Here is a 20857-nt window from a genome sequence, read left to right on the forward strand (position 1 = left end):
TCTACTCGTTGTGCAGGACCTCGGCGATCGGCAGGCGGGCCGCGGTCCGCGCCGGCGCCAGCGCGCCCAGGACGGCGATCGCCACCCCGGCCAGGGCCATCAGGGCCAGCGCGCCCGGATTCCACACCTCGAACAGGCCGGCCGGCAGATCGATCTTCGCGGCGCGGCCCGCCATCGGCAGGATCAGGCGGTGGGCGGCCATGCCGATCGGGATGCCCACGACGCCGCCGGCCACGCCCAGCGCCGCCATCGACGTCACGACCATCGCGACCACCTGCCGGGGCGTCATGCCGATCGACTTGAGCATGCCCAGGTCGCGGCGGCGCTCGCGGACGTTGAGCAGGACGGTGTTGAAGACGCTCAGGGCGGCCACCGCGCCGATCATCAGCGAGAACGCGGTCGAGACGGTGACGACCGAGACGGTGTAGGGGTTGCCGAGGCCGGCGACGGCGGACCAGGCGTACAGGCCGGGGTCGGCGGCGCGGACGGAGGCCAGGTAGCCCTCGACCGTCGTGCCCGGCGCGATCCGCACGAAGTACATGACCTCGTGGTTGACCAGGTGGTAGCCGGGCGCCAGGGTCGTGAACGCGGACCAGTCCGCGAACAGGTCGCCGTTGCCGATGCCGGCCTCCATCGTGCGCCCGACGATGGTCAGCGGCAGGCTGCGGCCGTCGTGGACCAGGGTCACCCGGTCGCCGACGCGCAGGCCGAGGTCGTGCAGGGCGGCCGAGGACGCGACCGCCTCGCCCGGGCCCGCCAGCCAGCGGCCCTGGGTGAGCTGGTCCTGGTAGCCGAGCGTGGTCGAGTCGCCGCGCAGGAAGTCCACGTTGACCGGGTCGCTGTGGCCGGCGGCGGTGAGCTCGAGGGTGAGGTCGGCGGTGACGTACGTCGTGCCCGGCAGCCCCCGCAGCAGCGTCTCGACCTCGGGGTCGGTCCGCGGTGACCGGTTCGCGCCGAGGGCGGGGTTTTCCGGGCGTACCTGTACCTGCACCGCGTCCGCCCGGTCCACGGCGTCGCCGTAGCGGATCACCGACGTGGCCAGGCCGCCGGCGAACGTGACCGTGGTGACGCCGAGCAGCAGCGCGGCCATGGTCAGCCCGGTGCGGCCGGGGCGGGCGAAGGGCAGGCCGAGGCCGAGGCTGACCGCGCGGGGCAGGCGGGTGCCGGACAGTGCTCGCTGCACGCGCAGGCCGCGGCCCGGGCGCGGGGCGGAGCCGGCGCTGATCGCCTCGGCGGCGGAGAGCCGGTGGGCGCGCGCCGCGGGGACGAGCGCGGTCAGCACCACGAGCGCCGGCACGCCGAGGACGCCGGCGAGCGGCACCCAGGCGCCGGTCTGCACGTCGCCGCCGAAGCCGAGGCCCTGGAAGGCGTTGCGCAGCAGGGGTCGGGCGGCGGCGGTGCCGAGCGCGGTGCCGAGGACCGCGCCGAGCAGGGACGGTACCGTCACCATGAAGAGATAGACGAACACCACTTGGCGTGGGGTGAAGCCGAGCGCCTTGAGCACACCGATGTGCCGCAGGCCGGAGATGACCGCGCCGCTGACCACGTTGGCCACGATCAGCACGGCGACGACGAGTCCCAGCACGCCGAACACGACCAGGAACGGCACCATCGTGCCCGGGCCGGCCGCGACGGCGGCCTTACGCACGAGGTACGACTGCGTGGCCACCAGCCCGTCGCGCGGCACGGCGTCGATGAAGCTGTCCAGATCGGGGCCCGTGTAGCGGTACAGCATCTGCGAGCCCGTCGGCCCGAGCTTGTCCAGCGTGCCGGGGGAGACCCAGGCATCGGCGGTGTGGCACAGGCTGTACGCCAGCCCGACGATCGTCAGCGTCGGCCGGCCCGGCACGGTGATTGTCTTGCCAAGCAGTTCGGGGGCGAACATGTCGACGTTGTCCGGCGCGGGCGGGTCAACGTTGATGACAACCTCGTCAACGTTGTCGGCCCAATGTCCCGCCCACAAGTCGACGCGGTCGACCGGGCTGCCGGACGGGTCGGCCCGCCCGACGACGGTGAGCGGCCCGACAGCCCAGATCGGCGCCCCGTCCGCGGGCACGTCCAGCACCAGCTCGCCGAAGGGGCCGGCGGCCGCCGCGGCGCCGGGCGCGCTCGCCGGCGGGGTCGTCGTGGAGTACGTGGCGATGACGTGCGGCCCCCGCTGCCGCGCGAACGCCTTGTCGAACGGCCCGTTGGAGGCGTCCAGCAGTCCGAGCGCGACCACGATCGTCGCCGTCGAGAACAGCACCACCAGCGCGATCACGAACGTCTGCAGTCTGCGCCGGCGCACGGCCGCCCGCGCGGCCCGCCAGACCGCGCTCACTTCGCCCGCTCCAGCGAGCGCTCTGCGGCGATCTTGCCGTCGGCAAGCTCGATGACTCGACTCGCACAGCGCTCGGCCAGCACGCGATCGTGCGTGACCAGCAGCAGCGTCTGCCCGATCTGGTTGAGGTCCAGCAGCAGATCCATCACCTGCTCGCCGCTGCGGCTGTCGAGCGCCCCCGTCGGCTCGTCGGCCAGCAGCAGCGCCGGGCGGTTCATCAACGCCCGGGCGACCGCGACCCGCTGCCGCTCGCCGCCGCTGAGCGTGGCCGGGTAGGCGTTGCGCCGCTCGGCGATGCCCAGTTCGTCGAGCAGTTCCAGGGCCCGCCGGCGCGCCTGGCGCGCGCTGAGCCCCATGAGCTGCGCGGCCAGGGCCACGTTGTCCAGCGCCGGCAGGTCGTCGAGGAGGTTGAAGAACTGGAAGATCATGCCGATGCGGCGCCGCCGGAAGAGCGCCAGGCCCGTCTCGGTCATGCTCCCCAGATCCTCGTCGTGTACCTCCACGAGCCCCGCCGTCGGCCGGTCGAGCCCGGCGATCATGTTGAGCAGCGTCGACTTTCCGCACCCGGACGGCCCCATGACCGCGACCGCCTCGCCCGCCCCGATCCGCAGCGACACGCCGTCGAGCGCGATCGTCCCGCCGTACTCCTTGCGCACATCGTCGAGCCGCACCACCGTCGTCATACTCGACAAGCTATTTCGCCGGCCCGGCTGGCAGCGTCCGCTGCACGATGCAATCAACCCACGGCCGTCATCCTGCAGATGTATGCCACTGAAACCGAGGATGGATGCGCCGCGGCCGGGCCGTCTGGCATCGTGACCGGGTGGACCTCCTCGTCGGCGCCCTGGTCGCGGCGCTGGTGGTGGCGCTGGCCGCCGCCGCGGCGCTCGGGATCGCCGCGGCGCGGGCCCGGCGCCGGCACCGCCGCGCCCTCGACGAGCGCGGCTGGCTGCTGGAGCGGGAGCGCCAGGCCGCCGCGACGGCCGCCGTCGGCGCCGAGCGCGCCCGGATCGCCCGCGAGCTGCACGACATCGTGAGCCACAACGTGAGCGTGATGGTGGTCCAGGCCGGCGCCGCCCGCGAGGTCCTCGCCGCCGGCCCGGCCGTCCCGCCGGACGTGGCCGAGGCGCTGGCCGCGGTCGAGGGCGCGGGCCGCGACGCGCTCAAGGAGCTGCGCCACCTGCTCGGCCTGCTCGCCCCGGCCGCCGACGGCTCCGACGAGGGCGAGGACTTCGCCCCGCAGCCCGGCCTGGACCGGCTGAGCCGGCTGGTGGACCGCATCGCCTTCGCCGGGCTGCCCGTCGACGTGCGCATCAGCGGCGAGCCTCGCCCGCTGCCGGCCGGGGTCGACACCACGGCGTACCGAATCATCCAGGAGGCTCTGACCAACGCCCTCAAGCACGGCGAGGCCGGCCGGGCCGAGGTCGAGGTCCGGTATGCCGAGCGCTACCTGCGCGTCGAGGTCGTCAACACCGGCCCGAGCGTCCTGTCCGGCCGCGCGGTCGCCAGCCCGGCCGCCGGCACCGGCCGCGGCCTGCTCGGCCTGCGGGAGCGGGTCGCGGTCTACGGCGGGGACCTGGACGCCCGCCGGCGCCTCGGCGGCGGCTACCGCGTCCGCGCCCGTATCCCGCTGGAGGCCGCATGACCGGCGACCCCAGGGTGTTGATCGTCGACGACCAGGCGCTGGTCCGCACCGGCTTCCGCATGATCCTCAACGCGCGCGGGATCGAGGTCGCCGGCGAGGCGGCCGACGGCGTCGAGGCGGTCTCCGCCGCCGAGCGACTGCGCCCCGACGTGGTCCTCATGGACATCCGGATGCCCAACCTCGACGGCCTGGCCGCCACCCGCCAGATCCTCGCCCGCCACCCGGGCTGCCGGGTCATCATGCTCACGACGTTCGACCTGGACCGATACGTGTACGCCGCCCTGGCCGCGGGCGCGAGCGGCTTCCTGCTCAAGGACGTCACCCCGGAGCACCTCGCCAACGCCGTACGCCTCGTCAGCACCGGCGACGCCCTGCTCGCCCCGTCGATCACCCGCCGCCTGGTCGAGCGCTTCGCGGCCGAGGCCGCCCCGCCGCCGCTGCACCGCGACCTGACCCCGCTCACCCCGCGCGAGCTGGAGGTGCTGACCCTGCTCGGTCACGGCCGGTCCAACGCCGAGCTGGCCGCCGATCTCGGCCTGAGCGAGGCGACGGTGAAGACCCACGTGGCGCGGATCTTCACCAAGCTCGACCTGCGCGACCGCGCCCAGGCGGTCGTCCTCGCCTACGAGACGGGCCTCGTGCGCCCGGCCGCGCAGTGAAGCCGGTGCCGTAGGGTCGAATCGTGAGCGCGGGCTTCGCCATGGCAGGCCGGACGGCGAGCGAGATCTCCGCCACCGTCGAGTCCGCCGTACGCTCCGGCACGCTCCAGCCCGGCGCGGCCCTGCCCCCCATCCGCACCGCGGCCACCCAGCTGGGGGTCAGCCCGGCCACGGTGGCCGCCGCCTACCAGTCCCTGCGCCAGCGCGGCATAGCCGAGTCGGCCGGCCGCCACGGCACCCGGGTGCGCCCCCGCCCCGCCGTGGCGCCCGCGCGCGGCCAGTTCCGCCTGGAGGTCCCCGAGGGCGTCCTGGACCTGGCGGCCGGCGGCCCCGACCCCCGCCTGCTGCCGGACCTGGCCCCGGCCCTGTCGAGAGCCGCCGCGGCGGCACCCCCCACCGGCTACGCGTCGGGCGCCGGGTACCCACCCCTGAAGGCGGCGGCCGGGGCCCTTCTGGCGAGGGACGGCCTGGACGCCACCAACCTGGCGGTGGTCGGCGGCGCCCTGGACGGCATCGAACGCCTCCTCACGGCCCACCTCCTTCCCGGCGACCGGGTGGCGGTGGAGGACCCGGGCTGGGCCAACCTCCTGGACCTGATCGCGGCCCTGGCGCTGCGCCCGGTGCCGGTCCCGGTGGACGACTCGGGCCCGGACCCCCAGGCGCTGTCGGACGCGCTGCGGTCGGGCGCCCGCGCGGTGGTCGTGACGAGCCGGGCCCACAACCCGACGGGCGCCGGCGTCACCGCGTCCCGCGCCCGCGAGCTGCGCACCGTCCTGCGGTCCCACCCGGACGTCCTGGTCATCGAGGACGACCACGCCGCCGAGCTGTCGGTCGATCCGCTGCACCCCCTCGCCGGCTCCACCGGCTCCTGGGCCTTCGTGCGCTCGGTCAGCAAGCCCTACGGCCCCGACCTCCGCCTGGCGGTGGTGGCCGGCGACGCGGCGGGCATCGCCCGGGTGACCGGCCGCCAGCGCGTGGGCACCGGCTGGGTGAGCACCCTCCTCCAGCGCGTGGTGACCGACCTGTGGTCCGACCCGGCGGTGGCCGAGACGGTCGCCCGGGCCCGCGCCGCCTACGAGTCCCGCCGCACCGGCCTGCTGTCCGCCCTGCGCGCCCGGGGCCTGAGCGCCACGGGCCGCACGGGCATCAACGTCTGGCTCTCGGTGCCGGACGAGACCACGGCGGTGACCCGCCTGCGCGAGCACGGCTACGCCGTGGCGCCCGGCGCCCTCTACCGCATCGCCACGCCGCCGGCCGTCCGCATCACCGTCTCCGCCCTCGACGAGGCGGCGATCCCGGACCTGGCCGACGCCGCCGCCCAAGCCGTCAGGGGCACCCTTCCGGCGCCGGCCGCATAGCCGTGTTCAGCACCCGGTAGGTCACGTGCGTCGCGTGGGGCGTGTCGACGGTCTCCGCGTGCTCCAGCGCCGGCCCCGCCCCGGCGAACAGTGCGGTGCCCGACCCCAGCAGTACCGGCGCGACGTGCAGCCGCAGCCGGTCGACGAGCCCCGCCCGCAGGGCCTGCTGCGCGATGCTCGCCCCGCCCATGATGTGTACCCGCCGATCGCCGGCCACCGCCGAGGCCGCCCCGATCGCCGCGCCGACCCCGCCCGTCACGAACGTGAACGTCGTCTTCCCGTTGCGGAGCACCTCATGCGCCCGGTGCGTCACGACGAAGACCGGCATCCGGAAGAACCCGTCCTCGGCCTGCCAGCCCGAGGTGTCGTCGTACACGCGCCGGCTGGTGATGACGGCCCCCGAGGCCGCGAACGTCGCCCGGCTGAGCTCGCGCCCCGCCTCGTGCCCGAGCCAGGCGTGCAGCGCCTCCCCGCCCCGCCCCAGGCCGGGAAACTCCCCGAGCTCGGGCCCGGTCACGAACCCGTCAACGGACATCGAGATGTCAACTTCAACGATCGCCATACCAACCAGGACGAGCGGGCGGCGACTTCTCATCGGCCGACGCGGTGCGGACCCGCGCACCGACCGGCATTCATGCATGCGTGTGGATGTCATGATGGAGGGTGCGGCCGGGTCGTCCGGGCCGCCGATCGCGTGACCGAGGTCGATGCGTCATATCCCTGCGAAATGGTGTCGGGACCAAACCTGGAATGACCCTGGCCGTTCGGATGAATTGGTCTTCGAGGCATACTCAACGGGCCGGCATGAATAACTCAAGAATGTGATTGAACGTTGACCGCGTCCGCATCCTGCGCTTCACTGGAGATAGACCGCGCGGGGCAGGTCAACCGCACCCGGGGGGAGGCGGCATCGCAGTGGACGACGTGCATCTACTCGAACCTCGCCGGGCCTCGTATTTCGAGAACAACCGGCACCGAAGAGCCCTGATCGATTCAATCTCGGCCGGCACCGTCCCGTTGAAGTACGCATACGCGGGATCGGCCGCGTACACCCACGACCGATACGAGAGCACGACGGACTACTCCGGCATGATGGCCACGGCGGCCAATGAGTCGGAAACGCTGCTCAACTCCGGCGTGCGCGATCTGGGGCTGCGCGACCTCGCCGAGGTCGGGCCCGGCAACGGGCGGCACAGCGTCGCGTTCCTGCTGGGGCTCGCCGAGCGCGGCCGGTCACCGCGGCGCTACCTCGGCCTCGACTTCAGCGCGACCCTGCTGGGCATCGCGGCCGCGCGGATCCGGGAGCGGGTCGGGGCGGACCTGGCCCTCGACACCGAGGTCTGGGACGTGGAGGAGCGGCGCTCGCCGGGCCTGGAGCGATGGCGCTCCGGCGACGAGCCGGTCGTGATGTGCATGCTCGGGGGACCGAGCTTCGAGTGCCTTCAGGTTCGGCTGTCACCGGTGGTCGCTCACGCGGTGCTGGGCGCCACGCCGGAGCTCAGCGGCGCGGTGGCAGCGCTCGATGACCTCTGGGGGCGGGAGGCCGCGCGACTGCAGGAGCGACTGCGCGCGGCGCGGTCCTGGGAAGACCGGTTCGCGATTGCCACGGCCGCGATAGCACGGCGGGTGGACGCCGGTCGTGCGGTCGATCCAGAGGTCGAGTTCTGCTGGCAGCAGATGATGGTCGGCCGCGGGCAGGTGCGGGTCGAGCGGCTGGCCACCGAGGTCGGCTGGAGCCGCAAGCGTCTGTGGTCCCGATTCCGCTCTCAACTCGGCCTGACGCCCAAGCGTGCCGCCCAGTTGGTCCGCTTCGACGACGCCGCCCACCGCCTCGCCGCCGGGCAGAGCGTCGCCGCGGCTGCGGCGGCCAGCGGCTACGCCGACCAGTCCCACCTCCATCGGGAGGTCCTGGCCTTCACCGGGACCACGCCCGCCACGCTCGCGACGGTGCCGTTTCTCGCGATCGACGACCTGGCGTGGCCCGCCTGACGCCGGCGTGCCGGCGGGTCGAGGTCATGCTCTGGGCGGCGCCTGCGCGCGGAAGAATCCCGCAACCGCAATGCCCATAGGCGCGAGGGCGGCAACCGTGGTCACAAGCCCGACCGCTGCGCAAGCGGCGCCGAGGACGAGCGCCACCCAGGTCATCTCAAGCACTGCTGCCTCCGCCGTGAACCGACCGCCCCGCCCTTCGTGGTGCGCCATCAGTGTGGGCGACAGCTCACGATCTCTCGCCGTTCGGGGTGGTGAGCGGGAGTTCCGCGGACAGGGTGGTGCCTGCCCCGCACGGGCTGTGCAGGGCGAGCCGGCCGCCGAGTGCCTGGACGCGGTCTTTGAGGCCGAGCAGGCCGGTGCCGCGGGTGAAGCCGGCGCCGCCGGTGCCGTCGTCGTGGACGGTGACGCGCAGGATGCTGCCGGAGGTGTCGGTGTGGACGGTGATGGTGATGGTGGAGGCGTGGGCGTGTTTGGCCGCGTTGGTGAGTGCTTCGGCGACGAGATAGTAGGCGCTGACCTCGATCTGTTCGGGTAGGCGGGCCGGCGCGCGGATGTTGAGGCTGGCTGGGATCGGTGAGCGGCGGGCGAGCACGCGTAGCGCTGGGCCGAGGCCGCTGTCGGTGAGGATCGCCGGGTGGATGCCGCGTGCGGTCTCGCGCAGTTCGTCCAGCGCGCCGGTTGCCGCGGCGGCGGCGTGGTCGAGTTGTTCGTGGAGCGCGTCGAGCTCGGGTGGCAGCGCCGCCTGTGCCGCACGCAGCTGCAGCGCCAGCGTGACCAGTTGCTGCTGGGCGCCGTCGTGCAGGTCCCGTTCGATGCGGCGGCGGGTCTGGTCGGCGGTGGCGACGATGCGCGCGCGTGAGGTGGTGAGTTCGGTGCGGCTTTCGGCGTTGGCGATGGCGGTGGCGATGAGTTCGGTGAAATCGGCCAGGCGTTGCTCGGTGTCCTGGGGCAGCCGTTGGTGCTGGGACTCGACGTCGATGGCGCCCCAGGTCCGGCCCTCGACCACGATCGGGCTGGCGACCGCGCAGCGGGCCGCGCCGGCGAGGTTCGCGCGTTTCGGGTCGTCCGCGTCGCGGCGAGCCGCTCGGCTGGTCGCCTGGACCGAGGCCATGGCCGAGCGGGGGTCGAGTTGGCCGCGCACACCGGATCGGGAGCGCTGGAATGGGTAGTGTCCCATCACGGTGGCTTCTGCGTCCGACTCGAACCGTGTGATTACGGTGTCGTCGGCGCCGAAGAGTGTGGCGACTTCTTCGGCCACGGTTGCGAACACGAGCTCCGGTCTGACGCCCCGGGCGACGAGGGTAGCCACGCGCCGCAGGGCCGCCTGTTCGTCGGCGATGCGGCGAAACTCGGCGTACAGGTGGGTGTTGTCGACGGAGACGGCGAGCTGGCTGGCGATGAGTTTGACGGCGTCGAGTCGTTCGGCGTTGAACGCGCCGCTGATGAGGCGGTTTTGCAGCAGCAGCACCGCCCGTAGCGTGCCCCGGCTGAGGATGGGAAGCGCCAGCAGCGAACAGCAGGTGAGGTCGGCGAAGTAGGGGTCGCGGGCGAAGCGGTCGTCGCGGGTGGCGTCGGCCACGACCAGTGGCTCGCCGGTGCGCTGAGCGTAGCGCAGCACGGACATCGGGACTGCGTGTTCGTTTCCGGTGCTGTTCATCGAGGTGGGCAGGAGCCAGTCCGGTCGGTCGTCGCTGCGCAGCGGCAGGTGTACCGCAGTGGCGCCGGTCATCGCGCTGAGCACCTGGACCACGCGGGCGTGCAGCCGTTCGATGCTGGTCTCGGAGCTCAGTGCCTGCGAGGCGGACAAGATGCCGAGCAGGTCGAGCGTTCCGGTGGTGACGGTGGCCCGCTGGTGCGGGACGTCCTCGGGCGGGTTACCGCTCTGGTGCGCGCGCTGCGCGACGGTGGCGTCAGGATGTGGACGAAGGCTCGGGTAGGCCCAGTCGAGTTGGTCGACTTTCGCGGTGGCGCCCCAGGCGAGGTACTCCTGGCGTGCTTCGAGGAGCAGGTGGTAGCCGGCGTATTCGAGATCGTGGGCGAGGTGGAAGCGGGCCGCACGTTCGGCGATCAGGGCCCGGTGCCAGGGCCGTCGGCGGCCGGCGACCTCGCGCTGGGCGGCGTCGTAGGCGAGGGCGGCAGCGCGGAAGTCGCCGACCGCCCAGGCTCGCTCAGCCTCGACCAGCCACAAGAGGTGCAGGAAGTTCTCCGGTGCGTCCGCGGCGCGTGCGGCCAGCCACTGCGTCACGTCGTCCAGTTCGCACAGCAGAGCGTCGCGTTCGGCACCGTGGCAGTCACGGGCCTGCCCAGCGAGGGACAGCCCGCGCAGCAGCCGGCCCACGGCGCTCGGGTAGCGGATAGCCGGTAGCAGCCGCATCGCCGCCGCGGTGTGCCGGGCCAGGCCGGGCGGGTCGCCGAAGATGCCAGCGGCGAGCGCACGGTTGACATGTGCGTGGAACAGTACATGCTGGTTGTCGACGTGCCGGTCGGGCTCCGCCTCACCGGCGGCGGCTGCGCTTCCGCCGCGCAGCACACCAGCCAGCCAGCGGTAGCCGTCGAGAACCCGGGCGGTTTGTTCGTTGCCAGTACGCCGCATGAAGGCCAGACCCGTCTCCACCTCGGCGACGAAGCTTTCCAGCGATGGCGCGCTGTCCAGCAGGCCTGGCACGGTCGCGTAGTAGGTGTAGCCGGCGTGGGCCAGGTCGCCCCCCGCGATCAGTCCCTCCCGGGCCCGCTGACCTGCTCGGATACTGTTCTCGATCGGTTCGAACCAGCAGCAGTTGAGAGCGAACACGTAGTACGCCTGCGAGGTCTCCGGCTCGTATCCGCGGGCTTCGCTCACCGCCACGGCCCGCCGCCTCGCGCGGTACCCGGCAGCGTAGTTCCCACGGACCATCGCAACGGTCGCGGCGGAGCTGGCGGGCCCGATCAGGGCGCGGCTCGGGCCGTGCGCGAGCCAGATCCGCAACGCCTCCAGGCACAGCCAGTTGAACGTGGCGAACTCACCGGCGAAGAAGGCCGCCGGCAGGGCCCGGTTGATCAGACGGGCGATGGCACGCGGCGTCGGGTCGGTGATCTCCGGTCGCGCCAGCTCATCGGCGCTGTCGGTGCGGTCGAGCCACTGGTACAGATGATCGAACTTACGATCGAGTTCGGCTTGGAGCTGGTTCGCCGCCGGGACGGTAACACCCAGCTCACCCAGCGACTCCAGACAGAGCCCGATCGCCTCCGCAAGGCGGGTCCGGTGGGTCAGGCTGCACACCTGCACCGCCGCGGCCTCCGCGCGATCCAACGCGGTGGTGCACAGCCGCTTGATCGTGTCGTACTCGTCGTCCGCCTCGTCCAAACGGCCCAGGCAGTACAGGGCGGCGTGACGGCCGGTGAGCACCTCGACGAGCGTGGCGGTCTCACCCGGGTCGATCAGCCGCAGCGCGGCCGCCAGCAGCGCGTTCACCAACGCGTAGTCCCCGATCAACGCCGCCTGGCCGGCGGAGCTGCGCAGCAGCCGCACCACCCGACGCCGCTCCGCAGGGTCGTCGACCGCGTCGACCACCGGCAGGTACTGCTCCGCCGCGACCGCGTACAACTCGGGCACGGCCGCCAGCCGCCGCGCCATGTCCAGCTGCATGACGCATCGCCGGTGCGGGTCCAGCCCGCGCAGGACCACCTCACGGATCCGGTCGTGACGAAACCGGACCGCCTGATGCATCCCCGGCTCCACCACCAGCAGGCCGTCGTCAAGGGCGGGCGCCAGCCGCTGTTCCACCACGCTCGCCGGCTCGGCGGTGGCGGTCTGCAGCAGGCTCAGTTCGGCTCGCCCACCCAGACACGCCATCGCGTCCACCACCTGCCGCGACGGCGCCGGCACCGCCTCAACCCGCGCCGCCAGCAACCCAGCGACCTCCGACCGGCCCAGGTGAGCGCGCACGGCCGCCGCGTCCCACCGCCACCCGGCGGCCGTCGCGGTCAGTACGCCGTCGTGGCGCAGCGCGTTGAGCAGCTCCACCGTCTCGTACGGATTGCCGGACGTGAACGGGTGGATCGCCTCGGCCAGGCCGACCGCCCAAGCCGGGTCCGCGTGCAGCATCTCGGCGACCATGGTGGCCGTGCCGGACGCCGGCAGGTTGACCAACCGCAGATGCCGCACCGCGGGCTGCTCACGCCACCGCGACAACGGCGCCGCCAGCGGATGCGCCGCATCCACGTCGCCTTCCCGGTACGCACCAACCAGCAACACACCGTCGACCGGCTCCTCGCCGAGCAGCAGATCGACCAGACCGAGCGGCGTGCGCCCAGCCCACTGCAGGTCATCGGCGAAGAAGACCACCGGACGTTTTCGCGATGCGACCGCCCGCAGCAGCTGTACCGACACTCGCTGTATCCGTACCTGCGCGGTCAGCGGATCCCCCGGATCGGGCGGCACGCCCAGCAACGCCGCGAACTCCGGCAGCACCGCGGTCAGCAGACCCGCGTTCGCCCCGACCGCCGCCAAGATCCGCTCACGGACCTCGGCCAGTTCATCCTCCGGCTCCGCCAGCAACAACCGACCCAACGCCCGGAACGCCTGATGCATCGCGTCGAACTCCAGATCCCGCCGATACTGGTCGAACTTCCCCACCACGAACCAGCCGTCCTGGCCCGTCACCACCGGCCGCAACTCATCGACCAGCACCGTCTTGCCCACCCCCGGCGCCCCGCCGACCAGCAACCCACGACACCGGCCCGCCAGCGCACCCGCGAACGCCGCCTCCAGCGCCGCCACCTCCGCGTCGCGCCCCACCAGCCGCGACGGCGGCAACAGCCGCACCGGAACGTCGTGCTCTCCCACCCGCAACCCAACCGCCGCGGCCGCCCCACCGTCCCGCAGCCGCTCCAGGTCATAGACCACGCCGTCGGCCGTCTGATACCGGCGATCCGGCTCCTTCTCCAGCAGATGCATGATGATCTCGGACAACACCGGGGGCACGGCCGGGTTCACCGCGGCCGGCACCACCGGCACCCGGGCCAGATGATCATGCGTAAGCCGCAGCGGATCACCGGAACCGAACGGCGGCGCCCCCGTCGCCAGCTCATACAACGTCGCACCCAACGCGTACAGGTCCGCCCGCTGATCCACCGACCGGCCCGTCCGGCCGGTCTGCTCCGGCGCCAGATACGCCAACGTCCCAACAATCTCGCTGTGATGCGTGAACCCAGGACGAATCTCGGCCAGCGACGACGCCAACCCGAAATCCACCAGGCACGGCCCACCGTCGCGGGAGACCACGATGTTCGCCGGACCGATGTCCCGGTGCAGGACCCCCCGCCGGTGCATCCCCGCCACCGCCCGGGCCAACCCCACCGCCATCGCGACCAGGTCCTCAACCGGTAGCGGCTTCGCCAGCCCGGCCAGGCTCACGCCACCGGCATCCGCCAGCACGATGGACCCAGGCCGCCGCGGCGCCTCCACCAGCTGCGCGACGCCCGCCACGCCACGCAGCCGCTCCAGCATCGCCAACTCATGCTGCACCCGGCGCTGTGCGTCCGGTCCGAGCGGCTCCTTGACGATGGCCGTACCCCCACCGAGAAACAGCCGAGTCACGCGCGCGCGTTCGCTCTCGTGCAAGATGACGCCCCGAATGGGCGGATCCCGGGCAGGTCGCATTCCGCTCACAGCCATCCGACATCTCCATCCAGGGTCGGACTCGGCACTTGTTACGATTTATACGATATGACGGGTGATCCGGGTGCTCCACCCATCGTCTCCCGGGAGGCCGGATCTTCGCCGATAGCGGGGCAGTTCTGGCCGGCTACCTGGCCCCATCGCACGGGCGCCGGCTGACGGATCTGCGGGTGGCCGCGCGGCGGGTGTTCATCGCTGAGGGTGAGGGCGGCCGTCAACGGCAGATTCCGGTGTCCGGCCAGATCTTCGCCTCCGTTGCGGCGCTCTGCGTGATCCGCTCCTCCGCCCGGACCCGGCACCACTGTCAGTTCGCCGGCGAGGCCCCGGCGCCGCTGGGCAACGCTTCGGGGCCGCTGTAGGGCGGCACGGATGGGCCGGCCGAGCCTCGGCCGGGCGACCAGACGCCGCAGATGCGCATGTGGGTGCACAGCTGCTCGCCGATGTCCAGGAACACGTCGTCGCGCAGCGCGGAGATGTAGCTCGACCATCCGCCGCCACCGAACGCCGCCAAGGTCAAGAAGATCGCGTTGCCGGAACGGAATCCCGCCAGGTACTCGCCCTGCGCCCCGCCGTTGCTGTCGTCGGTTCCGGTGTAATGACTGGCCCACAGCTCGTCACCCGTCACAGCGTCCGACCCCTCCAAGCGCATGGTCCAGTTACACTGATCCACACTTCTGCGCAGTGCCGCGAACGCTGCGGCGGCGTCCTGGTCGGTGTCGTACAAGAACAGCTGCATCGTGACGCGGGCCGGCACGCCGGCCACCTCCCGCGCCGACCCAGGTCCAGTCGCCGTCCGGGCGTCCGTGCGTCCGCGCCCGGTCGGGTCGACGGTGCCGCAGCCGGGAAACGCGCTGGCGACGCGCGGGTCGTCGTTGCGCTGCCAGCCCTGTGCGCCCTCTCGCGGCAGCCGCAGGGCGTCGGGGATCTGCGGCCCGGCCGCCACCTCCGCGGTGGACGGACCGCCCGCCAGGCCGGCGGCGACGAGCCCGAGCACGACGAGGACACCCATGGCTGCCGCCTGTGACGCCAAGAACCTGGACCGTCGCCGGTCACCCCGGGCCCGTACCTGGTCCACGGGCGCGACCCGGACCGCGCTCCCCATGTCGTCGGCCAGGGCCGTCAGCCGATGCTGCAGCTGGTCACGCATGATGCCTCGCCTCCGTGAGTTCCTCCACGCCGAGCAGCGGGGCCAACGCCTGCCGCCCCCGGCTCAGCTGTGCCTTGACGGCGCTCTGCGACGAGCCGGTCTCCTGCGCGATCTCGCGCACCGACAGGCCGATCAGGTGGTACAGCACGATCGCCCGGCGCTGGCTCGCCGAGATCTGCCGCAGCGCGGCGACGAGCGCGACCGTGTCGGGATTGAGCTCCCGCACCTGTCGGCCCGCCTCGAACCTCTGATCGGCGGTCCGCCGGTTGCGTGACCGCCGCCAGCTGCTGACCGCGAGCCGATAGGCCACGGTGCGCACCCAGGACGCCGGGTTCTCGTACGCGCTCACTCGGCGCCAGCGCTGCCAGGCCCTGGCGTACGCCTCCTGGACCACGTCCTCGGCCTCGGCCAGGTCACCGATCATCGCGTAGAGCTGCGTCACCATCCTGCTCGCGCTGCTCGCGTAGAACTCGTCGAACGTGTCGCTGTCGCGCATCCACCCCCCTCTCGCCGTTATGGGGGACACGCCTGAGCGAGCTCGTCGGTTACCTCGCCGTTGAAAATAGCCCGCTACTGGGGTCCATGCCCGACGCGTCGACTTTCATAGCCGGCGCCGGCGCGCCCAGGACGGCGATCGCATCCTCAACTGCTTGAGCCGAGCGCATCCGATGAATGCGCTCGGCCCGGTGACGAGGATGTTCGGATGGCTGTTACTTCACCGCGTTGACTTGTCCGGCGTACCGGTCGTACGACCTGTCCAGGAGGGCGCCGGCGAGCCCGCACGGCGCGAGAAGATTGACGGTGGCCGTTTCGGTCGGCGCCCTTGGCGCGGGCGGCTCGACGCCTCGGGCATTCACGGCGGCGAGTTCCACGATCTGCCTGCGGGCTGCCGTGACTACCGTGGCCACTCCCACCAGGGCGAGCACCGCGACCGCGCCGAACGCGACCAGGGTCGGCGCGTCGGGGTGCAGCACGGACTGGCCTCGCTTGGCCTGCCAGGTCAGAACGGTGAACACGCCGGCGCAGCCGAACGCGGCGGCCCCGACCAGACGGGCACGGACCCGCTCGGCGCGCAGCCACGCACGCCGGGTCGCGAGCAGGTTCAGGATCGCGGTGACCGCCAGCAGCACCTGGATGGCGTGCAGACCGACGAAGTGCGGCACGCGGAGGTCGCCGCCGGTGGTGCTCCAGTTCGTCAGGAACATGCCGTGCCCGTCCGGGTCGCCGATGCCGTGCGCGCCGACCAGGGGCACCGCGTGCCCGTTCGCGTCGATCTCCGTACGCGGCGTCGACCCGGCGGACATGCTGAGCCAGAGCGCCACGACCATGCTGGCGAACGCGAGCCCGAGCCCGGCGCGCAGGGCGCGGGTGAGGGCGCGGTCGCCGGTCCGCTGGATCAGCAGCAGTACCGCGATCACCAGCGTGGCCAGCATCAACGGCGGGATGCCGAAGGAAAACACCGTCTGCACGGTCCGGGCCACGTCATCGGTGTCCTTGTTGAAGTGGCTGAACGTCCCGTGCGCCGCGGCCCAGGTCACCACCCCGACGTCCAGCACTCCGGCGACCGCGAACACGGTCCCGACCCACCACCCGACCCGCCGCCCCTTCGCCAGCCGGGTGAGCAGCCACGCCAACGTCAGACTGTAGACGCCCATGGCCACGCCGAACTTCATCGGCTTCGTCCACACGGGCTCGCCCAGCAACAGCCGATCATCGGTGAACACTCCCACCGCGGAGACGACCGCCAACCCGAACATGAGCGCCGCGTGCAGCACCAGCGGCCGGTGCCACCCACGCACCGCGTGGACAAACCTCGTAAGAACGTTCATCGGACGCTCCAGACAGGGACGAGCGGACGGTCCCAACCGGCCGCCACGATGGTGGTGGATGCCCCCTCAGCCTCGGCGAACCGCCCGCCGGTAACCATCCGACCACCCCCCGAACGCAATCGGGGGCTATCCCCCGGTCGCCCAGGACGATGCTTTGGGGTACCGCCCCGCGAGCCGTCTTCCGGCAGCCGCCCGACCTGGAGCCGGCCCATGGGCCGGCGGTGCACACCCTCGCGGGGTCGGTCTCAGCGTCGACCTCGGTGGTGAGGCAGTAGACAACTCCAGCCGACCGTTGAGCTCCCGTGCCGGATGGAACTCGCCGTTGCCCTCTGCCACACCCGGCAGCAGGCCGAACAGGTGGAAGGCGTGGCCGGCTGAGCGGGCAGGGGTGGCCCGCGTCGCGTCAGCCGGAAGGTTGCCGGAACTCGGCCGGGTACTGCACCCGCCAGCGGTCGTCACACCGGCAGAGGACGGTCACGTTCCAGTTCCGCCCGGGCAGCAGTACGAACGGACCCTTGGTGGACCGGACATCGCTGTGCCATATCCGCGCCGCGTCGTCGGAGTCGAAGTTCAGCGTCTCCCGATCGATCCTCGCCGAGGCGAGCACCTCTCGCTCGTCGACGGTCAGCCTCCCGTGCAGCGCCGTGACCGCCGCCGGGCAGGAGACGGCACCGAACTCGGTCGTGAGGTCGCGGGCGGCGGTGGCGATCATCAACCCGCAGGCGCGCGTACCGTCGTGATCGGCCAGGGCCCTGGCCCATGCCTCGAAGACCTCCACGACACCCTCGACGCCGTCGGTCCTGCCGAGGTCCCCGACGCCCGGCTCACCACACCCCGGCAACACCATGGTCATTGCCGCGACCAGGACGTCACCATACGACGCATGGACATTCCTCTCGCGTACGCTCCGCCGAGCGGCAACTACTACGGGAGACTAACGGCGCTGGTCAATCGGCACCGGGAACAGGCACTCCCGGTGCCGAGACCGGAGGAGCGCCGGCGGCGAGGCGTGGCCGCACTGCTACCGGTGTTCCCGAACGCGCTGAGTCCGGGCTGCGATGGGAAGAGCCCGTCCGCAAGGAACGTCACGCCCTGGCTGTAAAGGCACACCCAGGGCGTTCCCAAACGGTGGCGCGCCGGTGGCGTGGCTGGCCGATCAAGGCCGGACGCTGACCCGCATATTCGCAGGTCAGCGACGCCGATTCGGCTGCTGGAAGGTGATTTGATCAATGGTGCCCCCGGCGGGACGCGCAAAGCATCCGCGACAACATCTGAGCTGCGGAAACGTTCGCCATTAGAGATCGAATGCCGGTTACCCTGCCGCCGAAGTAGGTCGTCCGGCCGTGTCCTGTCAGTCGGTGGTGCGTCCAAGCGCTGACTCGCGCGGCGTCGCCCGGGCCGCATCATGACGCTGACATATCGTTAGGTGGCGGTAAGCCGCCAGACGATCGCCGTGTCGTCGTCGCTCGTGGTGGCCATGGTCTTGCCGTCCGGGCTGAACGCCACCGAACCCACCGAGTCCGTGTGGTCGGTGAGGGTGGTGATGCGGGTCGGCGTGGCTGGGTTGGCCACGTTCCAGACCATCACCGTCTTGTCCCTGCTGGCGGTGGCCATGGTTTTGCCGTCTGGGCTGAACGCCACCGACCACACCGAATCGTTGTGGCCGGTAAGGGTGGTGATGCGGGTCGGCGTGGCCGGGTTGGCCACGTTCCACACCATCACCGTCTTGTCCGCGCTGGCGGTGGCCATGGTTTTGCCGTCCGGGCTGAACGCCACCGACCACACCGAATCGTTGTGGCCAGTAAGGGTGGTGATGCGGGTCGGCGTGGCCGGGTTGGCCACGTTCCACACCATCACCGTCTTGTCCGCGCTGGCGGTGGCCATGGTCTTGCCGTCCGGGCTGAACGCCACCGAAGGCACCCAGGCCTTGTGGTCGGTAAGGGTGGTGATGTGGGTCGGCGTGGCCGGGTTGGCCACGTTCCACACCATCACCGTCTTGTCCGCGCTGGCGGTGGCCATGGTCTTGCCGTCCGGGCTGAAGGCCACAGAACCCACCGAGTCCTTGTGGTCGGTGAGGGTGGCCATGGGGGTGGGTACGGCAGGGTTGGCCACGTTCCACACCATCAATGTGTCGCTGCTGGCGGTGGCCATGGTCTTGCCGTCCGGGCTGAACGCCACCGACTGAACGAAGTCCTTGTGGCCGGTAAGGGTGGTGATGGGGGTCGGCGTGGCCGGGTTGGCCACGTTCCACACCATCACCGTCTTGTCCCTGCTGGCGGTGGCCATGGTTTTGCCGTCCGGGCTGAACGCCACCGACCACACCGAATCCTTGTGGCCGGTGAGGGTGGCGAGCCGGGTCGGGTTGATTGTGGGCGTGATCGTGGCTGACGCTGTACTGGATTCCGCCGGGTTGGTGAGGGCGTTGCCGGATGATTTGGTGAGCGTCGGGTCAGTGGCCGGAGGCTCGGATTGCCGGGCGATCGCTACAACGACGACGATGATGATCACGGCCACGGCGGTAGCGACGATGGCGAGCAGGCGACGCCGCCTGCGTGCCGGAGCTGTCGGCCCCGTGACCTCGACGGTCGTCCTTGGCTGGCCTTGGTCTGCATGCGAGGGGGCGATCGGCGCGGCGGTCTGGACAGGCCGGCCGGCGCTCAACCCATCCCTACCACCCGGTTGATGTCCCGCATGCACAGACGTGTGAGGAAGCGTGTACGCCGGCGAAGATGGCGCGGGTGACACTGTGACAGGCGAGGTCGGCGCGGGTGGGTCCGGCAGCACGGGTGTTGGCGGCGTCGGTTGCTGGACTACCGCGAGTGGCGAGGCTTCCTGCGGTACCGACGTCGGCGCTTTGTTTTGCAACGGCGGTTCCGCGGTGCGCGGGTCGGCGCCGTGCACGTGTAGGGTGCCGCCGGCCACGATCAGCTCGGGTTGTTCGATCACTGTCGGCGGGATTTCCAGCGATCGGTGCAGCAGCGTGGCAGACAACGGCATGCGGCTGGAGCCGCCGACGAGGAACACCGCCGCGATCTCCTTGGTGGAGATCCCTGCGTTGCGTACGGCGAGGCGGGTCGCCGCGACCGTCCGGTCGAGCAGTGGCCGGGCGAGGTGTTCCAGTTGTTCCCGGCCGAGGACCGCATCGCGTTCAAGAATTGGCGCGAAGATCGTCGTCGTGGAGGTGCGGGATAGCGTCTCCTTGGCGATACGTACGTCGTCCCAGAAGGTGCGGGACATCCGTCGGTCGGCCGGGGTGGTCGGGGCGGTGAGCCGGCGCCAGCCCTCGGGGTCGCTGACGCCGTGGACGGCGCCGAGGTGCGCGACGATGGCTGCATCGATGTCGAGGCCGCCGGCGTCGAGAATGCCCGCCTCGGCCAGCACCTCGAACCCGTCACCGGTGCGTCGGACCACGGATGCGTCGAACGTGCCCGCCCCGAAGTCATACACCACCAGGAGACCACCCGGCGGAACCGCGTGACCGAGCACATGCACGTAGTACGCTGCGGCGGCGACCGGCTCGGCGACGAGCACCGCCGTGGGCAGGCCCGCGACGGTGGCGGCCTCCCGCAGCGTGCGCCGCCGGCGGGCGCCCCAGCCCGCCGGGTGCGTCAGAACCAGCCGGCCGACCGCGGCACCCGCGACCCGGACCGCCTCGTCATGCACCCGCCGCAGCACCGCCCCGATGAGCTCGGCCACCGGCACCGCCTGGTCACCGAGCAAGACCTCCCCGTCGTCGATGCGGGACTTCGGATGCGCCTCGAACGCCTCCGGCCTACTCCGGGACGCCTGTATCGCGTCACGGCCGACGAGGAGCTCACTGCCCGGTGTGACGCAGACGGCGGAAGGCAGCAGCGGTGTCTCGCCGAACAGCAGAGGCACCGTCCGCCCGTCGTCCAGCTTGACGACTGCCACGGTGGACGAGGTCCCGAAGTCGATGCCGAGCATCACCACGGCACGGTCATACCACAGCTGGGCCACCAAGATCGATACGTTGCACCGACCGACGCCAACACCGTGTCCGTTCGGCGGAGACAGCCTCCGCCGAGCGGGACCTCATTCCACGTCGGTGGCCGTAAACCCGGCCGCACGTCGTCCTCGGTGTCGTCTTCAACGCCAGGCGTGCGAGATACTCTCCGGGAGGACGGCTCAGAGGGTGGTTTGTGAGGTTTTGGTAGTTTGTCATCGCTGGATGTCGTGATGTTCGGGCTGTGCCGATGTCTGGCCGACTGGAGCCCACGTTGGGCTGGT

The 20857-nt window shown here is 71.7% G+C and carries 13 protein-coding genes; 4 read left to right on the forward strand and 9 right to left on the reverse strand.

Annotation, left to right across the window (positions count from 1 at the left end):
* Position 1 precedes the first annotated feature (1 nt).
* Together ACQPY0_RS07530 and ACQPY0_RS07535 are read right to left on the reverse strand one after the other, a co-directional pair.
* Positions 2–2320, reverse strand: a complete 2319-nt coding sequence (locus ACQPY0_RS07530) for an FtsX-like permease family protein (protein WP_432986287.1) — start codon at positions 2318–2320, stop codon at positions 2–4.
* A complete protein-coding gene (locus ACQPY0_RS07535) occupies positions 2317–3003 on the reverse strand; it encodes an ABC transporter ATP-binding protein (RefSeq protein WP_432986289.1) in 687 nt (228 codons plus the stop codon). Before ACQPY0_RS07535 ends, ACQPY0_RS07530 begins: the two co-directional genes overlap by 4 nt.
* A 140-nt stretch (positions 3004–3143) precedes the next feature.
* On the opposite strand from ACQPY0_RS07535, the gene ACQPY0_RS07540 reads away from it, so the two are divergent.
* Genes ACQPY0_RS07540 through ACQPY0_RS07550 form a run of 3 tightly spaced genes read left to right on the forward strand, consistent with a single transcriptional unit; the run spans position 3144 to position 5982 of the window.
* Complete coding sequence (locus ACQPY0_RS07540) at positions 3144–3965, forward strand: sensor histidine kinase (protein ID WP_432986291.1); 822 nt, start codon at positions 3144–3146, stop codon at positions 3963–3965.
* The gene (locus ACQPY0_RS07545; protein WP_432986293.1) at positions 3962–4624 is read left to right on the forward strand and encodes a response regulator; all 663 of its coding nucleotides are present in this window, start codon (positions 3962–3964) and stop codon (positions 4622–4624) included. The genes ACQPY0_RS07540 and ACQPY0_RS07545 overlap by 4 nt, the downstream gene beginning before the upstream one ends.
* Positions 4625–4647: 23 nt before the next feature.
* On the forward strand, positions 4648–5982 hold the full coding sequence (locus tag ACQPY0_RS07550) for an aminotransferase class I/II-fold pyridoxal phosphate-dependent enzyme (protein WP_432986295.1): 1335 nt from the start codon (positions 4648–4650) through the stop codon (positions 5980–5982).
* Here ACQPY0_RS07550 and ACQPY0_RS07555 read toward each other — a convergent pair.
* Positions 5951–6544 (reverse strand): dihydrofolate reductase family protein, encoded by a 594-nt coding sequence (locus tag ACQPY0_RS07555; RefSeq protein WP_432986297.1) that lies wholly within the window; start codon positions 6542–6544, stop codon positions 5951–5953. The genes ACQPY0_RS07550 and ACQPY0_RS07555 overlap by 32 nt on opposite strands.
* Positions 6545–6999: 455 nt before the next feature.
* On the opposite strand from ACQPY0_RS07555, the gene ACQPY0_RS07560 reads away from it, so the two are divergent.
* Positions 7000–7971 carry a helix-turn-helix domain-containing protein gene (locus ACQPY0_RS07560; RefSeq protein ID WP_432986299.1) on the forward strand — a complete coding sequence of 324 codons (972 nt, stop codon included), beginning with the start codon at positions 7000–7002 and terminating at the stop codon, positions 7969–7971.
* A gap of 229 nt (positions 7972–8200) precedes the next feature.
* On the opposite strand, the gene ACQPY0_RS07565 is transcribed toward ACQPY0_RS07560, so the two are convergent.
* The 6 genes from ACQPY0_RS07565 to ACQPY0_RS07590 all read right to left on the reverse strand — a co-directional run bounded on the left by ACQPY0_RS07565 (position 8201) and on the right by ACQPY0_RS07590 (position 20554).
* Positions 8201–13552, reverse strand: a complete 5352-nt coding sequence (locus tag ACQPY0_RS07565; protein WP_432986301.1) for an AAA family ATPase — start codon at positions 13550–13552, stop codon at positions 8201–8203.
* A 385-nt stretch (positions 13553–13937) separates the two neighbouring features.
* Positions 13938–14780, reverse strand: coding sequence for a hypothetical protein (locus tag ACQPY0_RS07570; RefSeq protein ID WP_432986303.1), 843 nt, complete (start codon positions 14778–14780; stop codon positions 13938–13940).
* Positions 14773–15276: a sigma-70 family RNA polymerase sigma factor gene (locus ACQPY0_RS07575; protein WP_432986305.1), complete on the reverse strand. Its 504-nt coding sequence runs from the start codon at positions 15274–15276 to the stop codon at positions 14773–14775. Before ACQPY0_RS07575 ends, ACQPY0_RS07570 begins: the two co-directional genes overlap by 8 nt.
* Positions 15277–15490: 214 nt before the next feature.
* Complete coding sequence (locus ACQPY0_RS07580; RefSeq protein WP_432986307.1) at positions 15491–16609, reverse strand: hypothetical protein; 1119 nt, start codon at positions 16607–16609, stop codon at positions 15491–15493.
* Positions 16610–17012: 403 nt separating this feature from the next.
* A complete protein-coding gene (locus tag ACQPY0_RS07585; RefSeq protein ID WP_432986309.1) occupies positions 17013–17462 on the reverse strand; it encodes a hypothetical protein in 450 nt (149 codons plus the stop codon).
* A 569-nt stretch (positions 17463–18031) separates the two neighbouring features.
* Positions 18032–20554: an Hsp70 family protein gene (locus ACQPY0_RS07590; protein WP_432995062.1), complete on the reverse strand. Its 2523-nt coding sequence runs from the start codon at positions 20552–20554 to the stop codon at positions 18032–18034.
* Between the last annotated feature and the right edge of the window lie 303 nt (positions 20555–20857).

This window comes from Dactylosporangium sp. CA-233914 (assembly GCF_050942935.1).
Lineage (GTDB): Bacteria > Actinomycetota > Actinomycetes > Mycobacteriales > Micromonosporaceae > Dactylosporangium.

Excerpts from the sequence above, each read along its gene's own strand:
- ACQPY0_RS07545 (WP_432986293.1), top strand. The coding sequence starts at position 3,962 with ATGACCGGCGACCCCAGGGTGTTGATCGTCGACGACCAGGCGCTGGTC.
- ACQPY0_RS07570 (WP_432986303.1), bottom strand. The coding sequence starts at position 14,780 with ATGCGTGACCAGCTGCAGCATCGGCTGACGGCCCTGGCCGACGACATG.
- ACQPY0_RS07590 (WP_432995062.1), bottom strand. The coding sequence starts at position 20,554 with ATGCTCGGCATCGACTTCGGGACCTCGTCCACCGTGGCAGTCGTCAAG.
- ACQPY0_RS07585 (WP_432986309.1), bottom strand. The coding sequence starts at position 17,462 with ATGACCATGGTGTTGCCGGGGTGTGGTGAGCCGGGCGTCGGGGACCTC.
- ACQPY0_RS07535 (WP_432986289.1), bottom strand. The coding sequence starts at position 3,003 with ATGACGACGGTGGTGCGGCTCGACGATGTGCGCAAGGAGTACGGCGGG.
- ACQPY0_RS07580 (WP_432986307.1), bottom strand. The coding sequence starts at position 16,609 with ATGAACGTTCTTACGAGGTTTGTCCACGCGGTGCGTGGGTGGCACCGG.
- ACQPY0_RS07555 (WP_432986297.1), bottom strand. The coding sequence starts at position 6,544 with ATGGCGATCGTTGAAGTTGACATCTCGATGTCCGTTGACGGGTTCGTG.
- ACQPY0_RS07575 (WP_432986305.1), bottom strand. The coding sequence starts at position 15,276 with ATGCGCGACAGCGACACGTTCGACGAGTTCTACGCGAGCAGCGCGAGC.